At 71.9% G+C, this 16125-nt stretch carries 17 protein-coding genes; 3 read left to right on the forward strand and 14 right to left on the reverse strand.

Annotated elements, in window-relative coordinates:
• Positions 1-81 precede the first annotated feature (81 nt).
• Entirely contained in the window at positions 82-1188 is a 1107-nt protein-coding gene (locus OJ962_RS06585) for a PucR family transcriptional regulator (RefSeq protein ID WP_202957178.1), read from the forward strand.
• Here the strand turns inward: OJ962_RS06585 and OJ962_RS06590 are convergent.
• Positions 1167-1925, reverse strand: a complete 759-nt coding sequence (locus OJ962_RS06590) for an HpcH/HpaI aldolase family protein (RefSeq protein ID WP_202957177.1) — start codon at positions 1923-1925, stop codon at positions 1167-1169. The genes OJ962_RS06585 and OJ962_RS06590 overlap by 22 nt on opposite strands.
• Before the next feature lie 108 nt (positions 1926-2033).
• Here OJ962_RS06590 and OJ962_RS06595 point away from each other — a divergent pair, with 108 nt between their 5' ends.
• Positions 2034-3449: a calcium-binding protein gene (locus tag OJ962_RS06595; RefSeq protein WP_202957176.1), complete on the forward strand. Its 1416-nt coding sequence runs from the start codon at positions 2034-2036 to the stop codon at positions 3447-3449.
• On the opposite strand, the gene OJ962_RS06600 is transcribed toward OJ962_RS06595, so the two are convergent.
• From OJ962_RS06600 to OJ962_RS06640, 9 genes are all read right to left on the reverse strand, one after another.
• Positions 3446-4264: an ABC transporter permease gene (locus tag OJ962_RS06600; RefSeq protein ID WP_202957175.1), complete on the reverse strand. Its 819-nt coding sequence runs from the start codon at positions 4262-4264 to the stop codon at positions 3446-3448. The genes OJ962_RS06595 and OJ962_RS06600 overlap by 4 nt on opposite strands.
• Positions 4261-5223 (reverse strand): ATP-binding cassette domain-containing protein, encoded by a 963-nt coding sequence (locus tag OJ962_RS06605; RefSeq protein ID WP_202957174.1) that lies wholly within the window; start codon positions 5221-5223, stop codon positions 4261-4263. Before OJ962_RS06605 ends, OJ962_RS06600 begins: the two co-directional genes overlap by 4 nt.
• 90 nt (positions 5224-5313) lie before the next feature.
• Entirely contained in the window at positions 5314-5943 is a 630-nt protein-coding gene (locus tag OJ962_RS06610; protein ID WP_202957173.1) for a response regulator, read from the reverse strand.
• Entirely contained in the window at positions 5940-7028 is a 1089-nt protein-coding gene (locus tag OJ962_RS06615; protein WP_202957172.1) for a sensor histidine kinase, read from the reverse strand. Before OJ962_RS06615 ends, OJ962_RS06610 begins: the two co-directional genes overlap by 4 nt.
• On the reverse strand, positions 7025-7756 hold the full coding sequence (locus OJ962_RS06620) for an ABC transporter permease (RefSeq protein WP_202957171.1): 732 nt from the start codon (positions 7754-7756) through the stop codon (positions 7025-7027). The genes OJ962_RS06615 and OJ962_RS06620 overlap by 4 nt, the downstream gene beginning before the upstream one ends.
• Positions 7753-8445, reverse strand: coding sequence for an ABC transporter ATP-binding protein (locus OJ962_RS06625; protein WP_202957170.1), 693 nt, complete (start codon positions 8443-8445; stop codon positions 7753-7755). The genes OJ962_RS06620 and OJ962_RS06625 overlap by 4 nt, the downstream gene beginning before the upstream one ends.
• Before the next feature lie 58 nt (positions 8446-8503).
• Complete coding sequence (locus OJ962_RS06630; RefSeq protein ID WP_270006249.1) at positions 8504-9442, reverse strand: ArgK/MeaB family GTPase; 939 nt, start codon at positions 9440-9442, stop codon at positions 8504-8506.
• 19 nt (positions 9443-9461) lie between these two features.
• Positions 9462-11420, reverse strand: coding sequence for a protein meaA (locus OJ962_RS06635; protein WP_202957168.1), 1959 nt, complete (start codon positions 11418-11420; stop codon positions 9462-9464).
• 47 nt (positions 11421-11467) lie between these two features.
• Positions 11468-12106 (reverse strand): response regulator, encoded by a 639-nt coding sequence (locus OJ962_RS06640; RefSeq protein ID WP_202957167.1) that lies wholly within the window; start codon positions 12104-12106, stop codon positions 11468-11470.
• A 128-nt stretch (positions 12107-12234) separates the two neighbouring features.
• On the opposite strand from OJ962_RS06640, the gene OJ962_RS06645 reads away from it, so the two are divergent.
• Positions 12235-13065 (forward strand): MBL fold metallo-hydrolase, encoded by an 831-nt coding sequence (locus tag OJ962_RS06645; RefSeq protein ID WP_202957166.1) that lies wholly within the window; start codon positions 12235-12237, stop codon positions 13063-13065.
• On the opposite strand, the gene OJ962_RS06650 is transcribed toward OJ962_RS06645, so the two are convergent.
• Genes OJ962_RS06650 through OJ962_RS06665 form a run of 4 tightly spaced genes read right to left on the reverse strand, consistent with a single transcriptional unit; the run spans position 13062 to position 16104 of the window.
• The gene (locus OJ962_RS06650; RefSeq protein WP_202957165.1) at positions 13062-13439 is read right to left on the reverse strand and encodes a hypothetical protein; all 378 of its coding nucleotides are present in this window, start codon (positions 13437-13439) and stop codon (positions 13062-13064) included. The two genes, OJ962_RS06645 and OJ962_RS06650, sit on opposite strands and share 4 nt — an antisense overlap.
• Positions 13440-14729 (reverse strand): crotonyl-CoA carboxylase/reductase, encoded by a 1290-nt coding sequence (gene ccrA, locus OJ962_RS06655; RefSeq protein WP_202957164.1) that lies wholly within the window; start codon positions 14727-14729, stop codon positions 13440-13442. It abuts the gene before it with no gap.
• A 19-nt stretch (positions 14730-14748) separates the two neighbouring features.
• The gene (locus OJ962_RS06660; RefSeq protein ID WP_202957163.1) at positions 14749-15678 is read right to left on the reverse strand and encodes a magnesium transporter CorA family protein; all 930 of its coding nucleotides are present in this window, start codon (positions 15676-15678) and stop codon (positions 14749-14751) included.
• A 6-nt stretch (positions 15679-15684) separates the two neighbouring features.
• On the reverse strand, positions 15685-16104 hold the full coding sequence (locus tag OJ962_RS06665; RefSeq protein WP_202957162.1) for a hypothetical protein: 420 nt from the start codon (positions 16102-16104) through the stop codon (positions 15685-15687).
• Between the last annotated feature and the right edge of the window lie 21 nt (positions 16105-16125).

Here is a 16125-nt window from a genome sequence, read left to right on the forward strand (position 1 = left end):
GGCATCCTCCCGCGCGTCCGTGAGCGCCGCATTGGACAAACGGCCAACGCCGCGTGGGCGGCGTTGTAGGCTCGCCCACCCATGGACTGGGACGGACTGCTCGATGCCCTCGAGCGCGAGCAGGCGGCAAGCGTGGAGCGCACGGTCGAGCACATGCGTGCGTTGCGCTCGTACGCCGAGGTCCCCGTCGACTCGATGCGCCTCGCGGTCCGCGCGAACCACGTCGAGATCCTCGCCGGCCTGCGGTTGCGGCGGCCTCCGCAACCGGCCGACGCCACCACGATCTTCCGCAGCGCCGGGGGCACCCGGGCGCGCCAGCGCGTCGCGGTCAGCGACATGCTCGCCGCCTGGCGGGTCGGGCAGGAACGCCTCTACCAGCTCGCGGCGAGCCTCGTCCCGGAAGCCCCCGGCCGCGACGCGCTGCTGCGCGAGTTCCTGGAGCTCGAGGTCCGCTGGGTCGACTTCGCGATGCTCGCCGCCGCGGACGGCCACCGGGACGCGGAGCTGAGCCTCGCCCGCGAGCAGGAGCACGTCCGCGCGAGCCTGCTCCGGCGGGCGATGACCGGCGCCGCCGCGCCGGCGGAGCTGCGCGCCGCGTTCAGCGCCGCCGGCCTGGACCCGCACGCCGCCTACCGCGCGGCCGTCGCCCGCCCGGCCGACTTCGCCGCGCTCGAACGCCATCTCGGCCTCGACCGTCCGCCCGTCCACGTCGGGGGCCTCGGGGCCCGCATCGACGGCGAGCTGTGTGCGCTGCTCACCCGGTTGCCCGAGGCGCCGGCGCCGGTGCCGATCGGCGTCTCCGCACCCGCCGCACCGCAGGACTTCCGACGCGCGTTCGAGCGCGCCCACCGCGCGCTGGAAGTCGGACTCGCGCTCGGCGCCGATGGCGTCTTCGACCTCGAAGGCCTCGGTCTGCGCCCCGCCGTGCTCGCCGACGAGCAGGTGGGCGAGATCCTGCGCCGCCGCTACCTCGAGCCGTTCAGCGCCGCGCCGGTGATCGTCGAGACCGTCGCGCGCTTCCTCGACAACGACGCCAACGCCGAGCTCACCGCCCGCGAGCTCGGCGTGCACGTCAACACGGTGCGCCACCGGCTCGGGCGCTTCGAGCAGGCCACGGGCCGCTCACTGCGCGAGACCGAGACGCTGGTCGAGGTCTGGTGGGCGCTTCAGCGCGCGCGCCTGGCCTGAGCGAGCGTGTCGCCCGCCGCCTTCATCATGTAGCCGCCGTCGGAGCCGATCCCGATCATCCGGAAGCCGTCGGCGAGCGCGGCCGGGACCTGCGCCACGTCGGTGAGGAAGATCCCGGTCGCCTTGCCCGCCGCGCGGGCCGCCTCGTTCACGCGCGCGATCGCGTCCCGGAACGCCGGCTCCTCGAACTGGCGGAACATCCCCATCGAGTACGAGAGGTCGGACGGGCCGACGAACAGCACGTCGACGCCCTCCACGGCCGCGATCTCCTCCACGGCCTCGACCGCCTCCGGCGACTCGATCTGCGCGATCCCGCACACCCGCTCGCGGGCCGTCTCGATCGGCTGCGGGTCGGTGCCGTAGCGCGCGCCGCGGTGAAAGAAGGCGATCCCGCGCGTGCCGGGCGGGCCATAGTGCAGCACCGAAGCCCAGCGTTCGGCCTGCTCGACCGAGTTCACCTGCGGGCACATCACGCCCTCGACGCCCAGGTCGAGCGCCCGCGCGGTGCGCCCGCGCACGTCGGACTCCACGCGCGCCAGCGCGTGCACACCGGCGGACGAGCAGCCCATCAGCTGGCCGACGAGCTGGGACTCGTCGCCGCCGCCGTGCTCGAGGTCCACGAGCAGCCAATCCCAGCCGAGCAGTCCCAACGACTCGGCAGCGAACGGGCTGCCGAGCGTCAGGAACGTGCCGAAGAGCGTCTCGCCCGCCGCCAGACGGGCCTTCATCGGGGTCATGCCCCGCAACTTACTGCGCCGGCACCCGAGCGCTCTTGGCAGCGTTGACGTACACCTTTAGGGGGATCCCTGATGTGCGCAGCGGTGCGGTCGCGGACCATCGTCGGTATGAAGTCGACCCTCCCCCTGCTCGCGGCGACCGTCGTGGCCCTTCTGGCCCCGGCGGCGGCGCAGGCTGCGACGATCTCCTACGAAGGCGACACGCTCGTCTACCGCGCCGACCCGGGTGTCCGCGACTCGCCGATGCTCGGCGCCGAGAACGGGCAGCTCACCATCTTCGAGGAGGGCCTGACCCTCCCGGCGAACTGCACCTACGACTACACCGCCCGCTGTCCGATGCCCGGTCGCGTCCGGCTCGAGCTCGGCGACGGCGACGACTGGAACTCGTTCTCGGACTACCCGGCCAACCTCCCGGTCGAGGTCCTCGGCGGCGAGGGCAAGGACCAGCTGCAGACCTACGGCGGCGGCACGTCGGTGACGCTCGACGGCGGTGGCGGCAACGACATCCTCAAGGGCTGGGAGGCGAACGACACGCTGCGCGGCGGCGCGGGCGACGACGAGATCAACGGCGCCGCCGGCGGCGACCACATCGAGGCGGGCGACGGCAACGACACGCTCTCGCCCGACACCTACAAGGACCCGGCGGCCGACTACGTCGACGGCGGCGCCGGCCTCGACCTCGTGGACGACTGGCAGATCCCGGACAAGGACTACAACCCGCCGATCGCCGTCAGCATGGACGGCGCGGCCAACGACGGCCGCCCGGGCGAGGGCGACAACGTCGTCAACGTCGAGAAGATCGAATCGCGCGTCTCCGGCACGCTCGCGGGCAGCCCGGGCGACGACGAGCTGCGCGTGTGGGCGAACATCGACGAGGGCAACTCGACGCTGCTCGGCCACGGCGGCAACGACAAGCTCGTCGCCGGCGACTACCTGGACACGCTCGACGGCGGCCCGGGCAACGACTTCCTCAACGCCGGCTTCGGCAACGACACGGTGACCGGCGGGCCGGGCCAGGACACGATCCAGGCCGACGCCACCACCGCCACCTGTGGCTGGTACTCCTACACGTGCAAGATCCCGTTCGGCAACGACGTCGTCAACGCCCGCGACGGTGAGGTCGACAACGTCGACTGCGGCGTCGGGCAGGACACGGCGATCGTCGACGCCGTCGACGTCGTCGCCAACTGCGAGACGGTCCAGGGCTCCGGGCCGGCCGGGCCGGGGCAGCCGGGCGGCCCGGGGGCCGAGAAGCCGGTGCCCGCGTTCAGCCACAAGCTCAAAGGCCGCAAGCTCAGCGTGACCGTGCCCTGCGCGGGCCCGTGCAAGGTCAAGGCGACGCTGACCGTCAAGAAGAAGACGATCGGCAAGGCGTCCAAGACGCTGCTCAAGGCCGGCGACGCGAAGCTCACGGTCAAGGTGGCCAAGCAGCGCAAGACCGTCAAGGCGACGCTGCGGATCACGGTCGAGGCCGCCGACGGCACCACGTCGTCGGCGACCAAGACGGTGAGGGTGAAGCGTTAGGAGCGCGTCCTGTAGAGGCGCGACGTCAGAGGCATGAACACCGCTGTGAGGCCGGCGGCGACCCCGAGCGAGATCGCGATGTCGCTGCCGGCCGCGTCACCGGCCATGAGGCCGCGGGCGGCGTCGGTCATGATCGAGATCGGGTTCACGTTCACGAACGCCTCCAGCACGCGCGGGAGCGTCTCGGGCTCCACGAACGCGTTGGACAGGAACGTGAGCGGGAAGATGAGCATGAAGCCGGCGTTCATCGTCGCCTGCGGGGACCGCAGGAACAGGCCGAGCGTCGTGAACAGCCAGCTGACGCCGAACGAGAACACGACCGTCAGCCCGAGCGCGGCGATCACGCCGAGCGGGCCGCCGTCCGGCCGGAAGCCCAGGATCAGCCCGAGCGTCGTGATCACGGTGCCGGCGATCACGTACCGAACGGCGTCGCCGAGCAGCGCGCCGACCAGCGGGGCCGGGCGCCAGATCGGCAGCGTGCGGAAGCGGTCCACGGCGCCCTTCGTCAGGTCGGTGTTGAGGGACACGCCGGAGTAGACGGTCGTGAAGACGACCGACATGACGAGCAGGCCGGGGAGCACGTAGTCCAGGTAGGCGCCCGTCGAGCCGGCGATCGCGCCACCGAACAGGTACGTGAACATCAGCAGGAACATCACGGGCGTGATCGTCACGTCCAGCAGCTGCTCCGGCACGTGCTTGATCTTGAGCATGCCGCGCCAGCCGAAGGCCATGGCGGCGCTGAACGCGCTTGGCCGCGGCGGCCGGGGGACCGAGGAGAGCGCGTTCGTGATCGCGGCGTTGTCGGCGACGCTCATGCCTTGACCTCTTCCTTGTCTTCGGCGGTGTGTCCGGTGAGGGCGAGGAAGACCTCGTCGAGGGTCGGCTGGCCGAGCGCGAAGGACGCGACGCCGACGCCGGCGCGGCCGAGCGCGGCGATGGCCTCGGCGCCCTTGTCGGCCTCGGGGCACTGCACGCTCAGCGCCGAGGGGTCGGGCTCCAGGTGCACGAGGCCGAGCTCGCGCGCGAGGATCGTCTCGGCCTGCGGGCGCTGGTCGCCCTGCAGGAGCCGCACGTGCAGCGTGGCGCTGCCGACGCTCGCCTTCAGCTGGCCCGGCGTGCCCTCCGCGATCACCTTGCCCTTGTCGATGACGGCGATCCCGTCCGCGAGCTGGTCGGCCTCGTCGAGGTACTGGGTGCACAGCAGCACCGTGGTGCCGGCGGTGCGCAGCGCGCGCACGATGTCCCACACCTGGTTGCGGCTGCGCGGGTCCAGGCCGGTGGTCGGCTCGTCCAGGAACAGCAGCTCCGGCGTGACGACGAGGCTGGCGGCGATGTCCAGCCGCCGGCGCATGCCGCCCGAGTAGTTCTTGGTCAGCCGCCCGGCCGCGTCCTCCAGGCCGAACGCGCCCAGCAGCTCGTCCGCGCGGTCCTTGGCCGCCTTGCCCTTGAAGCCGTAGAGGCGGCCGAGCAGGATCAGGTTCTCGCGGCCCGTGAGGTCCTCGTCGACGGACGCCATCTGACCGGTGAGGCTGACCGCGCTGCGCACGGCGTCGGCCTCGGCGACGATGTCGTGGCCGAGGATCCGGGCGCTGCCCCCGTCGGGGTGCAGGAGCGTCGCGAGCATCCGGATCGTCGTCGTCTTCCCGGCGCCGTTGGGGCCGAGCACGCCGTAGACCGACCCGCGGCGGACCGCGAGGTCGACGCCGTCGACGGCGCGCAGCTCGCCGAAGGTCTTTACGAGGCCCGAGGCCTCGATCGCGAGGTTCGTGGTCATCAGAAGGGGAGACTCCCGGTTGCGGAAAAACTCATCGGGCGCTCAGGACCCTACGCCTAAGGGGGTCGCGCGCACAATCAGGAATTCGCCCTAGGACCGTCCGAGCAGCCCGCGGTCGTACGCCGTCGCGACGGCCGCGGCGCGGTCGTTGACGCCGAGCTTCGCGTACAGGTGCAACAGGTGCGTCTTGACCGTCGCCTCGGAGATGAACAGCTGCTTGGCCGCCTCTTTGTTGGTGGCGCCGCGCGCGATCAGGCGCAGCACCTCCAGCTCCCGCGGGGACAGTGGGGCCTCGGGCTCGGGCGCGCGGACGCGGCCCAGCAGGGTCGCCGCGACGGCGGGGGAGAGCACGGACTCGCCGCGCGCGGCCGCCCGCACGCCGCGCAGCAGGTCCTCCCGCGGCGCGTCCTTGAGCAGGTAGCCGGTGGCGCCGGCGTCGATCGCGGCCAGCACGTCGCTGTCGTCGCCGTAGGTGGTCAGCACGAGCACCCGCGTCTGCGGCGACTGCTGGGCCAGCTCCCGGATCGCGGTCACGCCGTCGGTGCCCGGCATGCGCAGGTCCATCAACACGACCTGCGGCTTGCGGGCGAGCGCGAGCGTCACCGCCTCGCGGCCGTCCGCGGCCTCCCCGAGCACCTCGAAGTCCGGATCGCCGGTGAAGATGCCGCGCAGCCCGTTGCGGACGACAGGGTGGTCGTCGGCGATCAGCAGGCTGATCATGCCGGGACGGCCGGGACGCTGGCCGAGATCGCGGTGCCCTCACCGGGCGCGGACTCGACGGCGAGCTCGCCGCCGACCCCGGTCACGCGCTGGCGCATGCCCGTCAGCCCGTAGCCGTTGGTGTCGGCGTCGAAGCCGATGCCGTCGTCGCGGACGTCGAGCGTCACGACGTCCTCCATGTAGGAGAGCGTGAGCCCGACGCGGGAGGCGCGCGCGTGGCGGGCGACGTTGGTCAGCGCCTCCTGGGCGGCCCGCAGCAGCGTCACCTCGACCTCGGGATGGATCGGGCGCGGCGTGCCGGTGGTCGTGAACTGCGCCTGCACGTGGTTGGTCTGCGACCACGACGTGGTGACCTTCTCGATCGCCTCCGGCAGCCGCGCCTGCTCGAGCTCGTGCGGCGTGATGGCGCGCACGGAGCGGCGCGCCTCGGCCAGGCTCTCGCGGGCGAGCTGGGTGGCGGCGTGCAGGTGGCCCTCGTCGTCGGCGCCGCGGGCGCGGGCGTGCGCCGCCGCCTCGAGCTGCGCGACGACCCCCGCGAGCCCCTGCGCGATGGTGTCGTGGATCTCGCGCGCGGCGCGCTGGCGTTCCTGCATCACGCCCTGCTCGCGTTCACGCTCCTCGATGCGCATGCTCACGGCGAACATCGTGCTCGCGATCACGACGTTGACCACCGCCAACGCCGGGAACAGCGCGGGCATCGCGTAGTCCTGGAGCGGCCAGCCGCCGGCCTGGCAGAGCCCGCTCAGGACGCCGGTGACCACGATCGGCGGTGCCTTCCACCAGCCGGGCAGGTGGTCCACCGACAGGTAGCCGATGAACACGAAGAACCCGTACAGCGGGCTGCGCGTGGTGAGCGCCGCGCACAGCACGAGCAGGCCGGCGACGTACACCGGAGCCAGGCGCGGACGGTCCTTGAGCGCGATCAGCCACACGAGCGTGACGGCGGAGAGCGCGAGCGTCGGCTCCGGAGCGGTGCGGCCGTCGATCAGCGTCGCGGCGAGCGTCGACAGCACCAGCATGATGTACGGCAGCCACGGGACCGAGCTCTCGAGCCGGCGGTACCAGATGTCGGCGGTGCTGCTCACTCCCAGCGGAAGACCCTAGCCGCGACGGTCCCCGCTGCCACCGCGGTGACGGCGAGTGTCAGCAGCATCAGCGGGTCCTGGCTCGTGCCGGTGAACGCGTTCTCCAGCGACTCCCGGAACGCGCCGAGCGGCGTGAAGTCGCCGATCGTGCTCAGCCAGTCCGGCATCTGCTCCTTCGGCAGCCAGACGCCCGCGAAGAACAGGCTGGGGAAGAAGAACATGGCGCTGTAGACGTAGCCGATCTTCGCGTCGGGTGCGACCGCGGACACGAGCGTCCCGACCGCGAACAGCGCGGCGCCGCCGAGCAGCACGACGACCACGACCATCAGCGGCTGCTCGGGGAAGCTCATCCCCAGCGCGACGGCGAGGCCCAGCACGAGCGGGACGCTGATCAGCGCGATGGCGCCCTGCACGATCACCTGCGCGGCGAGCAGCTTCGCCGGGTGCACCGGGGTGGTGGACAGCCGTCGCAGGATGCCGCGGGCGCGGTAGTCGGTCATGAAGCCCGGGAGCATGAAGATCGCGACCATCCCGAAGGACAGCGCGAGGCCGATGCTGGGGAGCAGCGTGTCGAGCGCGATCACGCCGCCCAGCTCCTCGTCGGGTTCGGACGCGCTCGCGGACAACCCGAACGCGAGGATGATCACGAGCGGCAGCACGAGGCTGAAGGCCAGGCCGACCGGCTCGCGGACCGTGAGCTTGGCCTCGCAGGCGATGAGCTGGTTCATACGGTGGTCAACTCCAAAAAGGCGTCCTCCAGCCGGCCATGGGCGGCCAGCCGGCTCGGTGTGTCCAGCGCGACGACGCGGCCCTTGTGGATCACCGCGACGCGGTCGCACAGGCGCTCGACTTCGTCCATGAAGTGGCTGACGAGGATCACGGTCAGGCCCTCGAGCTTGAGCCGCTCGATCAGCGTCCACACCTCGCGGCGCGCGTGCGGGTCCAGGCCGGTCGTGAGCTCGTCCAGGACCGCGACCTGCGGGCGGCCGACGAGCGCCAGCCCGACCGACACGCGCTGTTTCTCGCCGCCGGACAGCTTGCCGTAGCGGGCGCCCGCGCGGTGCTGGAGCCCGAGCAGCTCGATCAGCTCGTCGGGGTCGCGCGGGTCCTCGTAGAACGAGGCGTAGAGCTGCAGCGCCTCGCGGACGCTGAGCCGGTCGGGCAAGTGGCTCGACTGCAGCTGGACGCCGACGCGCCGGCGGATCTCGTCCCGCTGCGTCGCGGGGTCCAAGCCCAGCATCACGAGGCGGCCGCCGTCCGCCGTGCGCACGCCGGTGAGGCACTCGACGGTCGTGGTCTTGCCCGCCCCGTTGGTCCCGATGATCCCGAAGATCTCGTTGGGCTCGACCGTGAAGGAGACGTCCTCGACGGCGACGACGTCCCCGTAGCGCTTGTGCAGATGCTCGATCGCGATCACGCTGCGCAGTCTGCGCGCGGCGGGCCGCCCCGACGATCGGTGAGGCGGCTAGACCGCATCAACCGTTCGGTTGATTGCGCCGCTCGAGCAGGCCGTACAGGGTGGGCTCGTCGAGGGACTCGTCCTGCTCGGCCAGCCAGCGCACCGCGGCGCGGCGGCCGCCGAGCGCGCGCAGGCCCCGCTCGCCGTGCTCGTGGACGAAGTCGGCGAGCGCGCCGAGGCGCCGCACGCGGACTCGGTCGCGGTTCTCGCCGTGCGTGGCGAGCGCGTCGGCCAGCGCGGCGATGCCCTGCGTGGGTGCGATCGCCGACACGGTGAGGACGGGCGCGTCCGCGCCGAGCGCGCCGAGCGCCGCGCGCAGGTCCTCCTCGGCGCGGCGGGCCGGCGCGCCCAGGTCGGCCTTGGTGACCACCAGCACGTCCGGGACCTCCATGATCCCGGCCTTCAGGAACTGCAGGGCGTCGCCGGAGGCGGGCTGGACGACGACCGCGACCGTGTCCGCCGCCTCGGCCACGTCGGTCTCGGACTGGCCGACGCCGACCGTCTCGATCACCACCACGTCGAACGCGTTCGCCAGCGCCTGCGCGGCCGCGCGCGTCGCGGGCGCGAGCCCGCCGAGCCGCTCGCCGGCGGCCATCGAGCGGATGAACACGTCCCGGTCGGCGGGATCGTGCTCGATCCGCGCACGGTCCCCGAGCAGCGCGCCGCCGCTGCGCTTGGACGACGGGTCGACCGCCAGCACGGCCACGGCCAGCCCGCGCGAGCGCCACTCGTGCAGCAGCGCGCTCAGCAGCGTCGACTTGCCGACGCCCGGCGGACCAGTGATGCCGATCACGTGCCCGGCCCCTTCGCCCGCGGCCGAGACGAGCGCGGCGGCCCCCTCGCGCGCCGTGCGCGTCTCGAGCAGGTTCAGCGCGGCCGGTGCCGCGCTCCGGTCACCCGCCGCGAGCCGCGCGCCGAGTTCCGCGCCGCGCCCGCGCGCCTCGCCGTCCCCCACCGCGACGCTCCGCCGCCGATCAGGCGGCGGCCCCCACGCCATTGCGCGCGGCCACCAGGGCGACGATCTCGTGCATGATCCGGTCGAGCTCGAAGTGCTTCGGCGTGTACACGGCCGCGACGCCCGCGGCCTTCAGCGCGGGCACGTCGGCCTCGGGGATGATGCCGCCGACGACGACGGGGATGTCCGCCCCGTCGAGGGCGGCGATCACGTCCGGAATCAGCTCGCGGTGCGAGCCGCTCAGGATCGACAGGCCGATCACGTGCACGCCCTCGTCGACGGCGGAGCGGGCGATCTGCGCCGGCGTGAGGCGGATGCCCTCGTAGACGACGTCGAAGCCGGCGTCGCGCGCCCGGACCGCGATCTGCTCCGCGCCGTTGGAGTGACCGTCGAGCCCCGGCTTGCCGACCAGGATCTTGACCGTGCGGCCGAGCGCCTCGCTCACGCGCGCGACCTCGTCGCGCAGCGCCTCGTCGGCGGCGGGGGAGGCGGCCTCTCCGACGCCGGTCGGCGCGCGGTAGGAGCCGAAGACGTCGCGCAGCGCGCCGGCCCACTCGCCGGTGGTCACGCCGGCGCGGGCGGCGGCGAGCGTCGCCGCCATGATGTTCTCGTCGCTCGCGGCCACGCGGCGCAGCTCGTCCAGCGCGGCCGACACGTCGCCGCGCTGCTCGCGCCACGCGCGCACCGCCTCGCGCGCCTGCGCCTCCACGCCTGGGTCGACGACGAGGATGCCGCCGTCCTCGCCGAGCATCGGCGACGGCTCGGTCTCGGTGAACCGGTTCACGCCGACCAACACCTGCTCGCCGGACTCGATCCGCGCGATCCGCTCGCGGTGGGACTCCACCAGCGCCGCCTTCATGTACGGCACCGCCTCGACCGCCCCGCCGCGGTCCTCGACGCGAACCAGCTCCTCGCGCGCGCCGGTCAGCAGCTCCTCAACGAGCCCGTCCATGACCTTCGAGCCCTCGAACAGGTCCGGGTACTCGAGCAGATCGGTCTCGTACGCGAGCACCTGCTGGATCCGCAGCGCCCATTGCTGGTCCCACGGGCGCGGCAGCCCGAGCGCCTCGTTCCAGGCCGGCAGCTGCACGGCCCGGGCGCGGGCGTTGCGGCCGAGCGTCACCGCGAGCGCCTCGAGCACGATCCGCTGCACGTTGTTCTCCGGCTGGGCCTCGGTCAGGCCGAGCGAGTTGACCTGCACGCCGTAGCGGAAGCGCAGCGCCTTCTCGTCGGTCACCCCGTAGCGCTCGCGGCCGAGCTGCTCCCACAGCACGGTCATCGCGCGCAGCTTCGCGTGCTCGGACACGAACCGCACGCCCGCGTTGACGAAGAACGAGATCCGCCCGAACACCGCGGGCATGCGCTCGGCGGGCACGCGCTCGGCCACTGCGTCCAGCACCGCGCACGCGGTCGCCATCGAGAACGCGATCTCCTGCACGGGCGTCGCGCCCGCCTCCTGCAGGTGGTAGGAGCAGATGTTGACCGGGTTCCACCGCGGGACGTGCTCGACGGTGTAGGCGACCATGTCCGCGACCAGCCGCATCGACGGCCCGGGCGGGAACGCGTAGGTCCCGCGCGAGAGGTACTCCTTGATGATGTCGTTCTGGGTCGTGCCCGAGAGCTGGTCCTCCGGTACGCCCTGCTCCTCGGCGGCCACCACGTACAGCGCGAACAGCCACGCGGCCGTGGCGTTGATCGTCATCGACGTGTTCATCTCGCCGAGCGGGATGCCGTCCATCAGCACCGCCATGTCGCCGCGGTGCGCGACGGGCACGCCGACCTTCCCGACCTCGCCGCGCGCGAGCTCGTGGTCGGGGTCGTAGCCGGTCTGTGTCGGCAGGTCGAACGCGACCGAGAGCCCGGTCTGGCCCTTGGCCAGGTTGCGCCGGTACAGCTCGTTCGAGGAGGCCGCCGTGGAGTGGCCCGCGTAGGTGCGCATCATCCACGGCCGGTCGCGCTCGGGGAGGCGATGCGACATGCCCGGACGATAGTCCACCCCCCGGGGAAGAGAGGGAGCTACGTCACTTACTCGATCAGCCCGCGGCGCATGCCCTCGGCGACCGCGGCGGCGCGGTCGCTCACCTGGAGGCGCTCGTAGAGCCGCTGCAGGTGCGTCTTGATCGTCGAGGGCGACAGGTGCAGCTCCGCGGCGATCTGCGGCGCCGACAGCCCGTCGGCGAGGAACTTCAGGACCTCCGCCTCACGCGGGGAGAGGACGGTCTGCGTGCGCTCGCGCCGGTCGCGGACCTCACGCATCAACGCCGCCTGCACGGACGGCGCGAGGACCGTCTCACCCCGGGCGATCCGGATCAGGGCGTCGCCGATCTGTTCGGGCATCGCGTCCTTCTCGAGCACGCCCGCGGCGCCGGCCTCGATCAGGTCGTAGGACTTCGCGGGGTCCAGGCTGCCCGAGACGAACAGCACGCGCGTGGCGAGGCCTTCGCGGGTGATCGCCTGCAGGACCTCCAGGCCGCCCAGGTCGGGCATCTCGACGTCCAGGACCGCGAGGTCGGGCCGCGTGGCCAGCGCGGCTTCGATGGCTTCGCGCCCGGTGCGCGCCTGACCGACGAGCTCGAGCTCCTCGCGAGCGTTCACGCTGTGCGCGATCGCGAACAGGAACAGCGGATGGTCGTCCGCGATGAGGACCCGTAACGTCTCCCTCATGCCTCCCCGGGGTCTACACAATGGTCGAATGATCCAAACCGGAGGTGAGGTTCCGCTCGGAGGACGTGAAGTTCCCCCGATCGGATGAACGGACACCACGCACCGGCCGATCGCCTAGGGTCTGCGCCATGCGGGCCATCGATGTGCGTCATCAGGGGCGCGAGAAGGTCATCTGCTGCTGGGAGGTCGACGGGGTCCTGATCGATCCCGGGCCCGGGGTGAGCGAGCAGACGTTGCTGGAGGCGCTGGACGGCGAGCGCCCGCGCGCGCTCCTGCTCACCCACATCCACTTCGACCACGCCGGCGTCAGCGGCGCCCTGGTGCGTCGCTGGCCGGACCTGTCCGTGTACGTGCATGAGCGCGGCGCGCCGCACCTGGTCGACCCGTCACGGCTGATGGCCTCCGCCGGGCGCCTGTACGGCGGCGACGAGGGCCTGCGCGAGCTGTGGGGCGAGATGGTCCCGATCCCGGAGGAGAACCTGCGCGTGCTCTCCGGCGGCGAGACCGGCGTGGAGGGCGCGTTCCGCGTCGAGTACACGCCCGGGCACGCCTCCCACCACGTCTGCTACTTCCACGAGCCGTCGCGCTGGGCGTTCGTGGGGGACGTCGGCGGCGCGCGCATCCCGCCGCACGCCTTCACCGTCGCCCCGACGCCGCCGCCCGACATCGACGTGGAGGCGTGGAAGCGGTCGGTCGCCGTCGTCCGCGGGTGGGATCCGGTCGCGCTCGGGCTCACGCACTTCGGCGAGGCGCCGCCCGAGCAGCTGGACCGCGTCCTCGAGGCGCTCGACGCTCAGGTCGAGCTCGAGGGCTCCACGGACGGCGAGGCCGGCTTCGTGGCCGCGATGGACGAGCGGCTGCGCGCGGAGCTCGGCGAGGACGCCGACACGATGATCCAGGCCACGCCACTGGACCAGCTCCACATGGGGCTGGCCCGCTGGCGGACGAAGTTCGCTTAGCCGGACGCCTGGACGTCGACGTTGTCGCCCTTGGGCATGCCGTGGCCGGCGCCGACCTCGGGGCCGTGGCCGCTGCGGTCGCCCTGCGCGACGATGTCGGCCCACGTGTAGAGGACCGGCACCTGGTACCAGCCCGAGTGGATCGTCTTGAAGGCGGTCATCTCCGGCCCGTACCACCACGCCTCGAAGTCCGCCTTGGACTCGAAGGTCGCGCAGTGCTGGAACTTGTACAGGTCGTCGCGGTTGCGGTAGACGATGTAGTCCCGTGCGCCGTAGCGCATCGCGGACGGCGCGACCTCGGCCACCGCCGCTGCGAACTGGTCACCCCGGAACAGGGTCGCGTACCACGGGATCTGCGCTACTCCGAGTGCCATCTAGGCCCCCACCTCCGCCCGGATCGCGCCCGGGCCGTCCGCTGTTCTGCCTTGCCCCTCGGACTCCGCGCCGACAAGGATCGAGATCTTTCCGAGGTGCTTGTTCTCGTACATGAGCTGGTGTGCCTCGGCGACCTGGTCGAAGCCGAGTGTCCTCCAGAGTACGGGACGCACCTTGCCCGCCGTGATCAGCTCGTTCGCGCGGTGGCACTCCCAGGCGTTCGCGAAGTGGCTGCCGATGATCTTCTTCTGGCGCATCCACAGGTAGCGGACGTCGAAATCGAGCGTGTGGCCGGAGGTCGCGCCGCAGATCACGACGGTGCCGAACGGCTTGACCGCGAGCACGCTCGTGGGGAACGTGGCGCGCCCGACGTGCTCGAACACGATGTCGGGCTCGCCGCCCAGCTTCTCGGCGACCGCCGTGCAGAAGCGACGTGACTCCTTGAAGCGCGCCTTCTCCTGGCCGGGGTCCTCGTCGCCGCGGCGCATCATGCCGCGGTACTCGTTGCGGTCGATGTAGTCGACCGCGCCGAGCTGCTTGACGAGCTCGCCCTTCTCGGCGCTGGAGACGACGCCGACGCTGTCCGCGCCCGACAGCTTGCACAGCTGGTGGGCGAACACGCCCAGACCGCCCGCGCCGCCCCAGATCAGCACGCGGTGGCCCTCCTGCAGGCGCGCCTGGTCGACGAGCATGCGGTAGGCGGTGAAGAACGTCAGCCCGTAGCTGGCGGCCTCCTCCCACGCGAGGTTCGCGGGCTTGGGCAGCAGCTGCTGGGCCTGGACCTTGCAGAACTGAGCGAAGCTGCCCCAGGTGGTCTCGTAGCCCCAGATCTGCTGGGACGGCGCCGCGAGCGGGTCCAGCCCGTGCACCTCAGGGTCCTCGTAGGAGGCCTGGTTGCAGTGCACGACGACCTCGTCGCCGGGCTGCCAGCGCGTGACGCCCTCGCCGACCTTCCACACGATCCCGGACGCGTCCGAGCCGCCGATGTGGTGGTCCTCGGAGTGGTAGCGGAAGACCGAGATCGGCTTGCCCAGCGCCGCCCACACGTTGTTGAAGTTCACGCCCGCGGCCATCACGCGCACGATCACCTCGAACGCACCCGGCTCCGGTACCTCCATCTCCTCCAGCTGGAAGGCCTCGGTCGGCTCACCCTCGCGCTCGGCGCGGATGACCCACGCCGGCATGGTCTTCGGGAGCGTTCCGGGCTCGACGTCCAACTGGGTGAGCTGGGAGGTGCCGACAGGGAATCCTGGCTCGCGAGGTGAACCCTCGTGCCGATCGACGGACATGTCGAAACCCTAGTGCCGATCAGAACCAGTCGCGGCGCTTGACCCAGAACAGCGTGAGGAGGATCACAGTCGGGATCGTGAGGCCGCCGACGCCGAAGACGAGGAAGTCGTGCTTGCTCTCGACGTTCTCGACCAGCCAGCCGAAGTTCTGGCCGAAGAAGCCGGTCACGAACGTCCACACCAGGAACAGCGTGCCCCCGACGGTGAGCCGCGTGGCGACGTTGTTGAGCCGGTCGGAGTTGGCGTTGAAGTAGGTCTGCGTCAGCGAGACGAGATCCTCCGTCTGGCGCTGGAACTCGCCCGCGATCTGCTGCAGGTGGTCGATGATGTCGCGCAGGTAGGGCTTGGAGCCGGCGGCGAAGCCCTCGAGCGAGAGGATCGCCTGGTGGGCGCCGCGGAACTGGTCGTGCTGGTTGTCGGCGAGCCGGTGCAGCTCGCGGACGGTCTGCTTGAGGCGGTAGCCGCGCGTGAGCTGCTCGCGCCGGGGCCGCGCGAGCACGTCGCCTTCGAGCTCGTCGATCTGGTACTCGAGCTTGGCGATGACGGGATAGAACGCGTCGGTCAGCCCGTCGAGGATGCGGTAGACGAGCAGCTCCTCGTCGTGCGGCGAGTGCCGGGCGAGGCGCTCGTGCAGCTCGTCGAGCACGGTGCACTCGTCCCGGCGCACCGTGACGATGAAGCCGCCGGAGACGTAGATGTGGACCTCGAGCGGCGTCGCGTCGCGGCTGACCGTGAAGAACACGAGCAGCAGGTGCGACTCGTACGGGTCGACCTTCGGCCGCTGCCCGAACTCGCGCGTGTCCTCGAGCGCGACGGGGTGCAGGCCGAGCGCCGAGCCCAGCCGTCCGACGTCGTCGTCGGACGGGTGCACGAGGTCGATCCAGAAGAACTCGTCCGCCTTGCGCAGCCGCGCGATCTGGGCCTCGTCGACCGTGGTCAGGACGTGCACTGGCGTCTAGGGCAGCAGGACCCGGTCCTGCCCGGATTCCCTTGGCGGGCCGACGAACACGCGTGCGGCCTGGATTGCGTCGTCGGCGACGCTGACCGAGTAGCGGCCCTCGCGGGCGTCGATCTTCAGGCGGCCCGTGGACTTGGCCGGGATCAGCGGCGAGGTGGCGGTGCGGCCGCCCTGGCTGCCGCCGAGCTCGTCGGTACGGAACGTCACGCGCTGCGGCTGATCGGACTGGTTGGAGATGATCAGGACGAGCTGGCCCGCGCCCACCGAGCGCGGCGAGACGCGGATCACGTCGTCCTGGACGGCCGCCGTCAGGTTCACCTGCGGGGCCGGGCGCAGCTCGTTGACGCGCTGCGTGTCGTCGCCGCAGCCCGCGGCGGCGGTCACGAGCGTGACGGTCAGGAGCAGCCGGCGGCGCATGGAAAAGCGGACATTATCGGC

Source organism: Solirubrobacter deserti (genome assembly GCF_027587175.1).
Taxonomy (GTDB): Bacteria; Actinomycetota; Thermoleophilia; order Solirubrobacterales; family Solirubrobacteraceae; genus Solirubrobacter; species Solirubrobacter deserti.

Coding starts and splice junctions, on each gene's coding strand:
- OJ962_RS06585 (WP_202957178.1), top strand. CDS start 82: ATGGACTGGGACGGACTGCTCGATGCCCTCGAGCGCGAGCAGGCGGCA.
- OJ962_RS06590 (WP_202957177.1), bottom strand. CDS start 1,925: ATGACCCCGATGAAGGCCCGTCTGGCGGCGGGCGAGACGCTCTTCGGC.
- OJ962_RS06595 (WP_202957176.1), top strand. CDS start 2,034: ATGAAGTCGACCCTCCCCCTGCTCGCGGCGACCGTCGTGGCCCTTCTG.
- OJ962_RS06600 (WP_202957175.1), bottom strand. CDS start 4,264: ATGAGCGTCGCCGACAACGCCGCGATCACGAACGCGCTCTCCTCGGTC.
- OJ962_RS06605 (WP_202957174.1), bottom strand. CDS start 5,223: ATGACCACGAACCTCGCGATCGAGGCCTCGGGCCTCGTAAAGACCTTC.
- OJ962_RS06610 (WP_202957173.1), bottom strand. CDS start 5,943: ATGATCAGCCTGCTGATCGCCGACGACCACCCTGTCGTCCGCAACGGG.
- OJ962_RS06620 (WP_202957171.1), bottom strand. CDS start 7,756: ATGAACCAGCTCATCGCCTGCGAGGCCAAGCTCACGGTCCGCGAGCCG.
- OJ962_RS06635 (WP_202957168.1), bottom strand. CDS start 11,420: ATGTCGCATCGCCTCCCCGAGCGCGACCGGCCGTGGATGATGCGCACC.
- OJ962_RS06640 (WP_202957167.1), bottom strand. CDS start 12,106: ATGAGGGAGACGTTACGGGTCCTCATCGCGGACGACCATCCGCTGTTC.
- OJ962_RS06645 (WP_202957166.1), top strand. CDS start 12,235: ATGCGGGCCATCGATGTGCGTCATCAGGGGCGCGAGAAGGTCATCTGC.
- OJ962_RS06650 (WP_202957165.1), bottom strand. CDS start 13,439: ATGGCACTCGGAGTAGCGCAGATCCCGTGGTACGCGACCCTGTTCCGG.
- ccrA (WP_202957164.1), bottom strand. CDS start 14,729: ATGTCCGTCGATCGGCACGAGGGTTCACCTCGCGAGCCAGGATTCCCT.
- OJ962_RS06665 (WP_202957162.1), bottom strand. CDS start 16,104: ATGCGCCGCCGGCTGCTCCTGACCGTCACGCTCGTGACCGCCGCCGCG.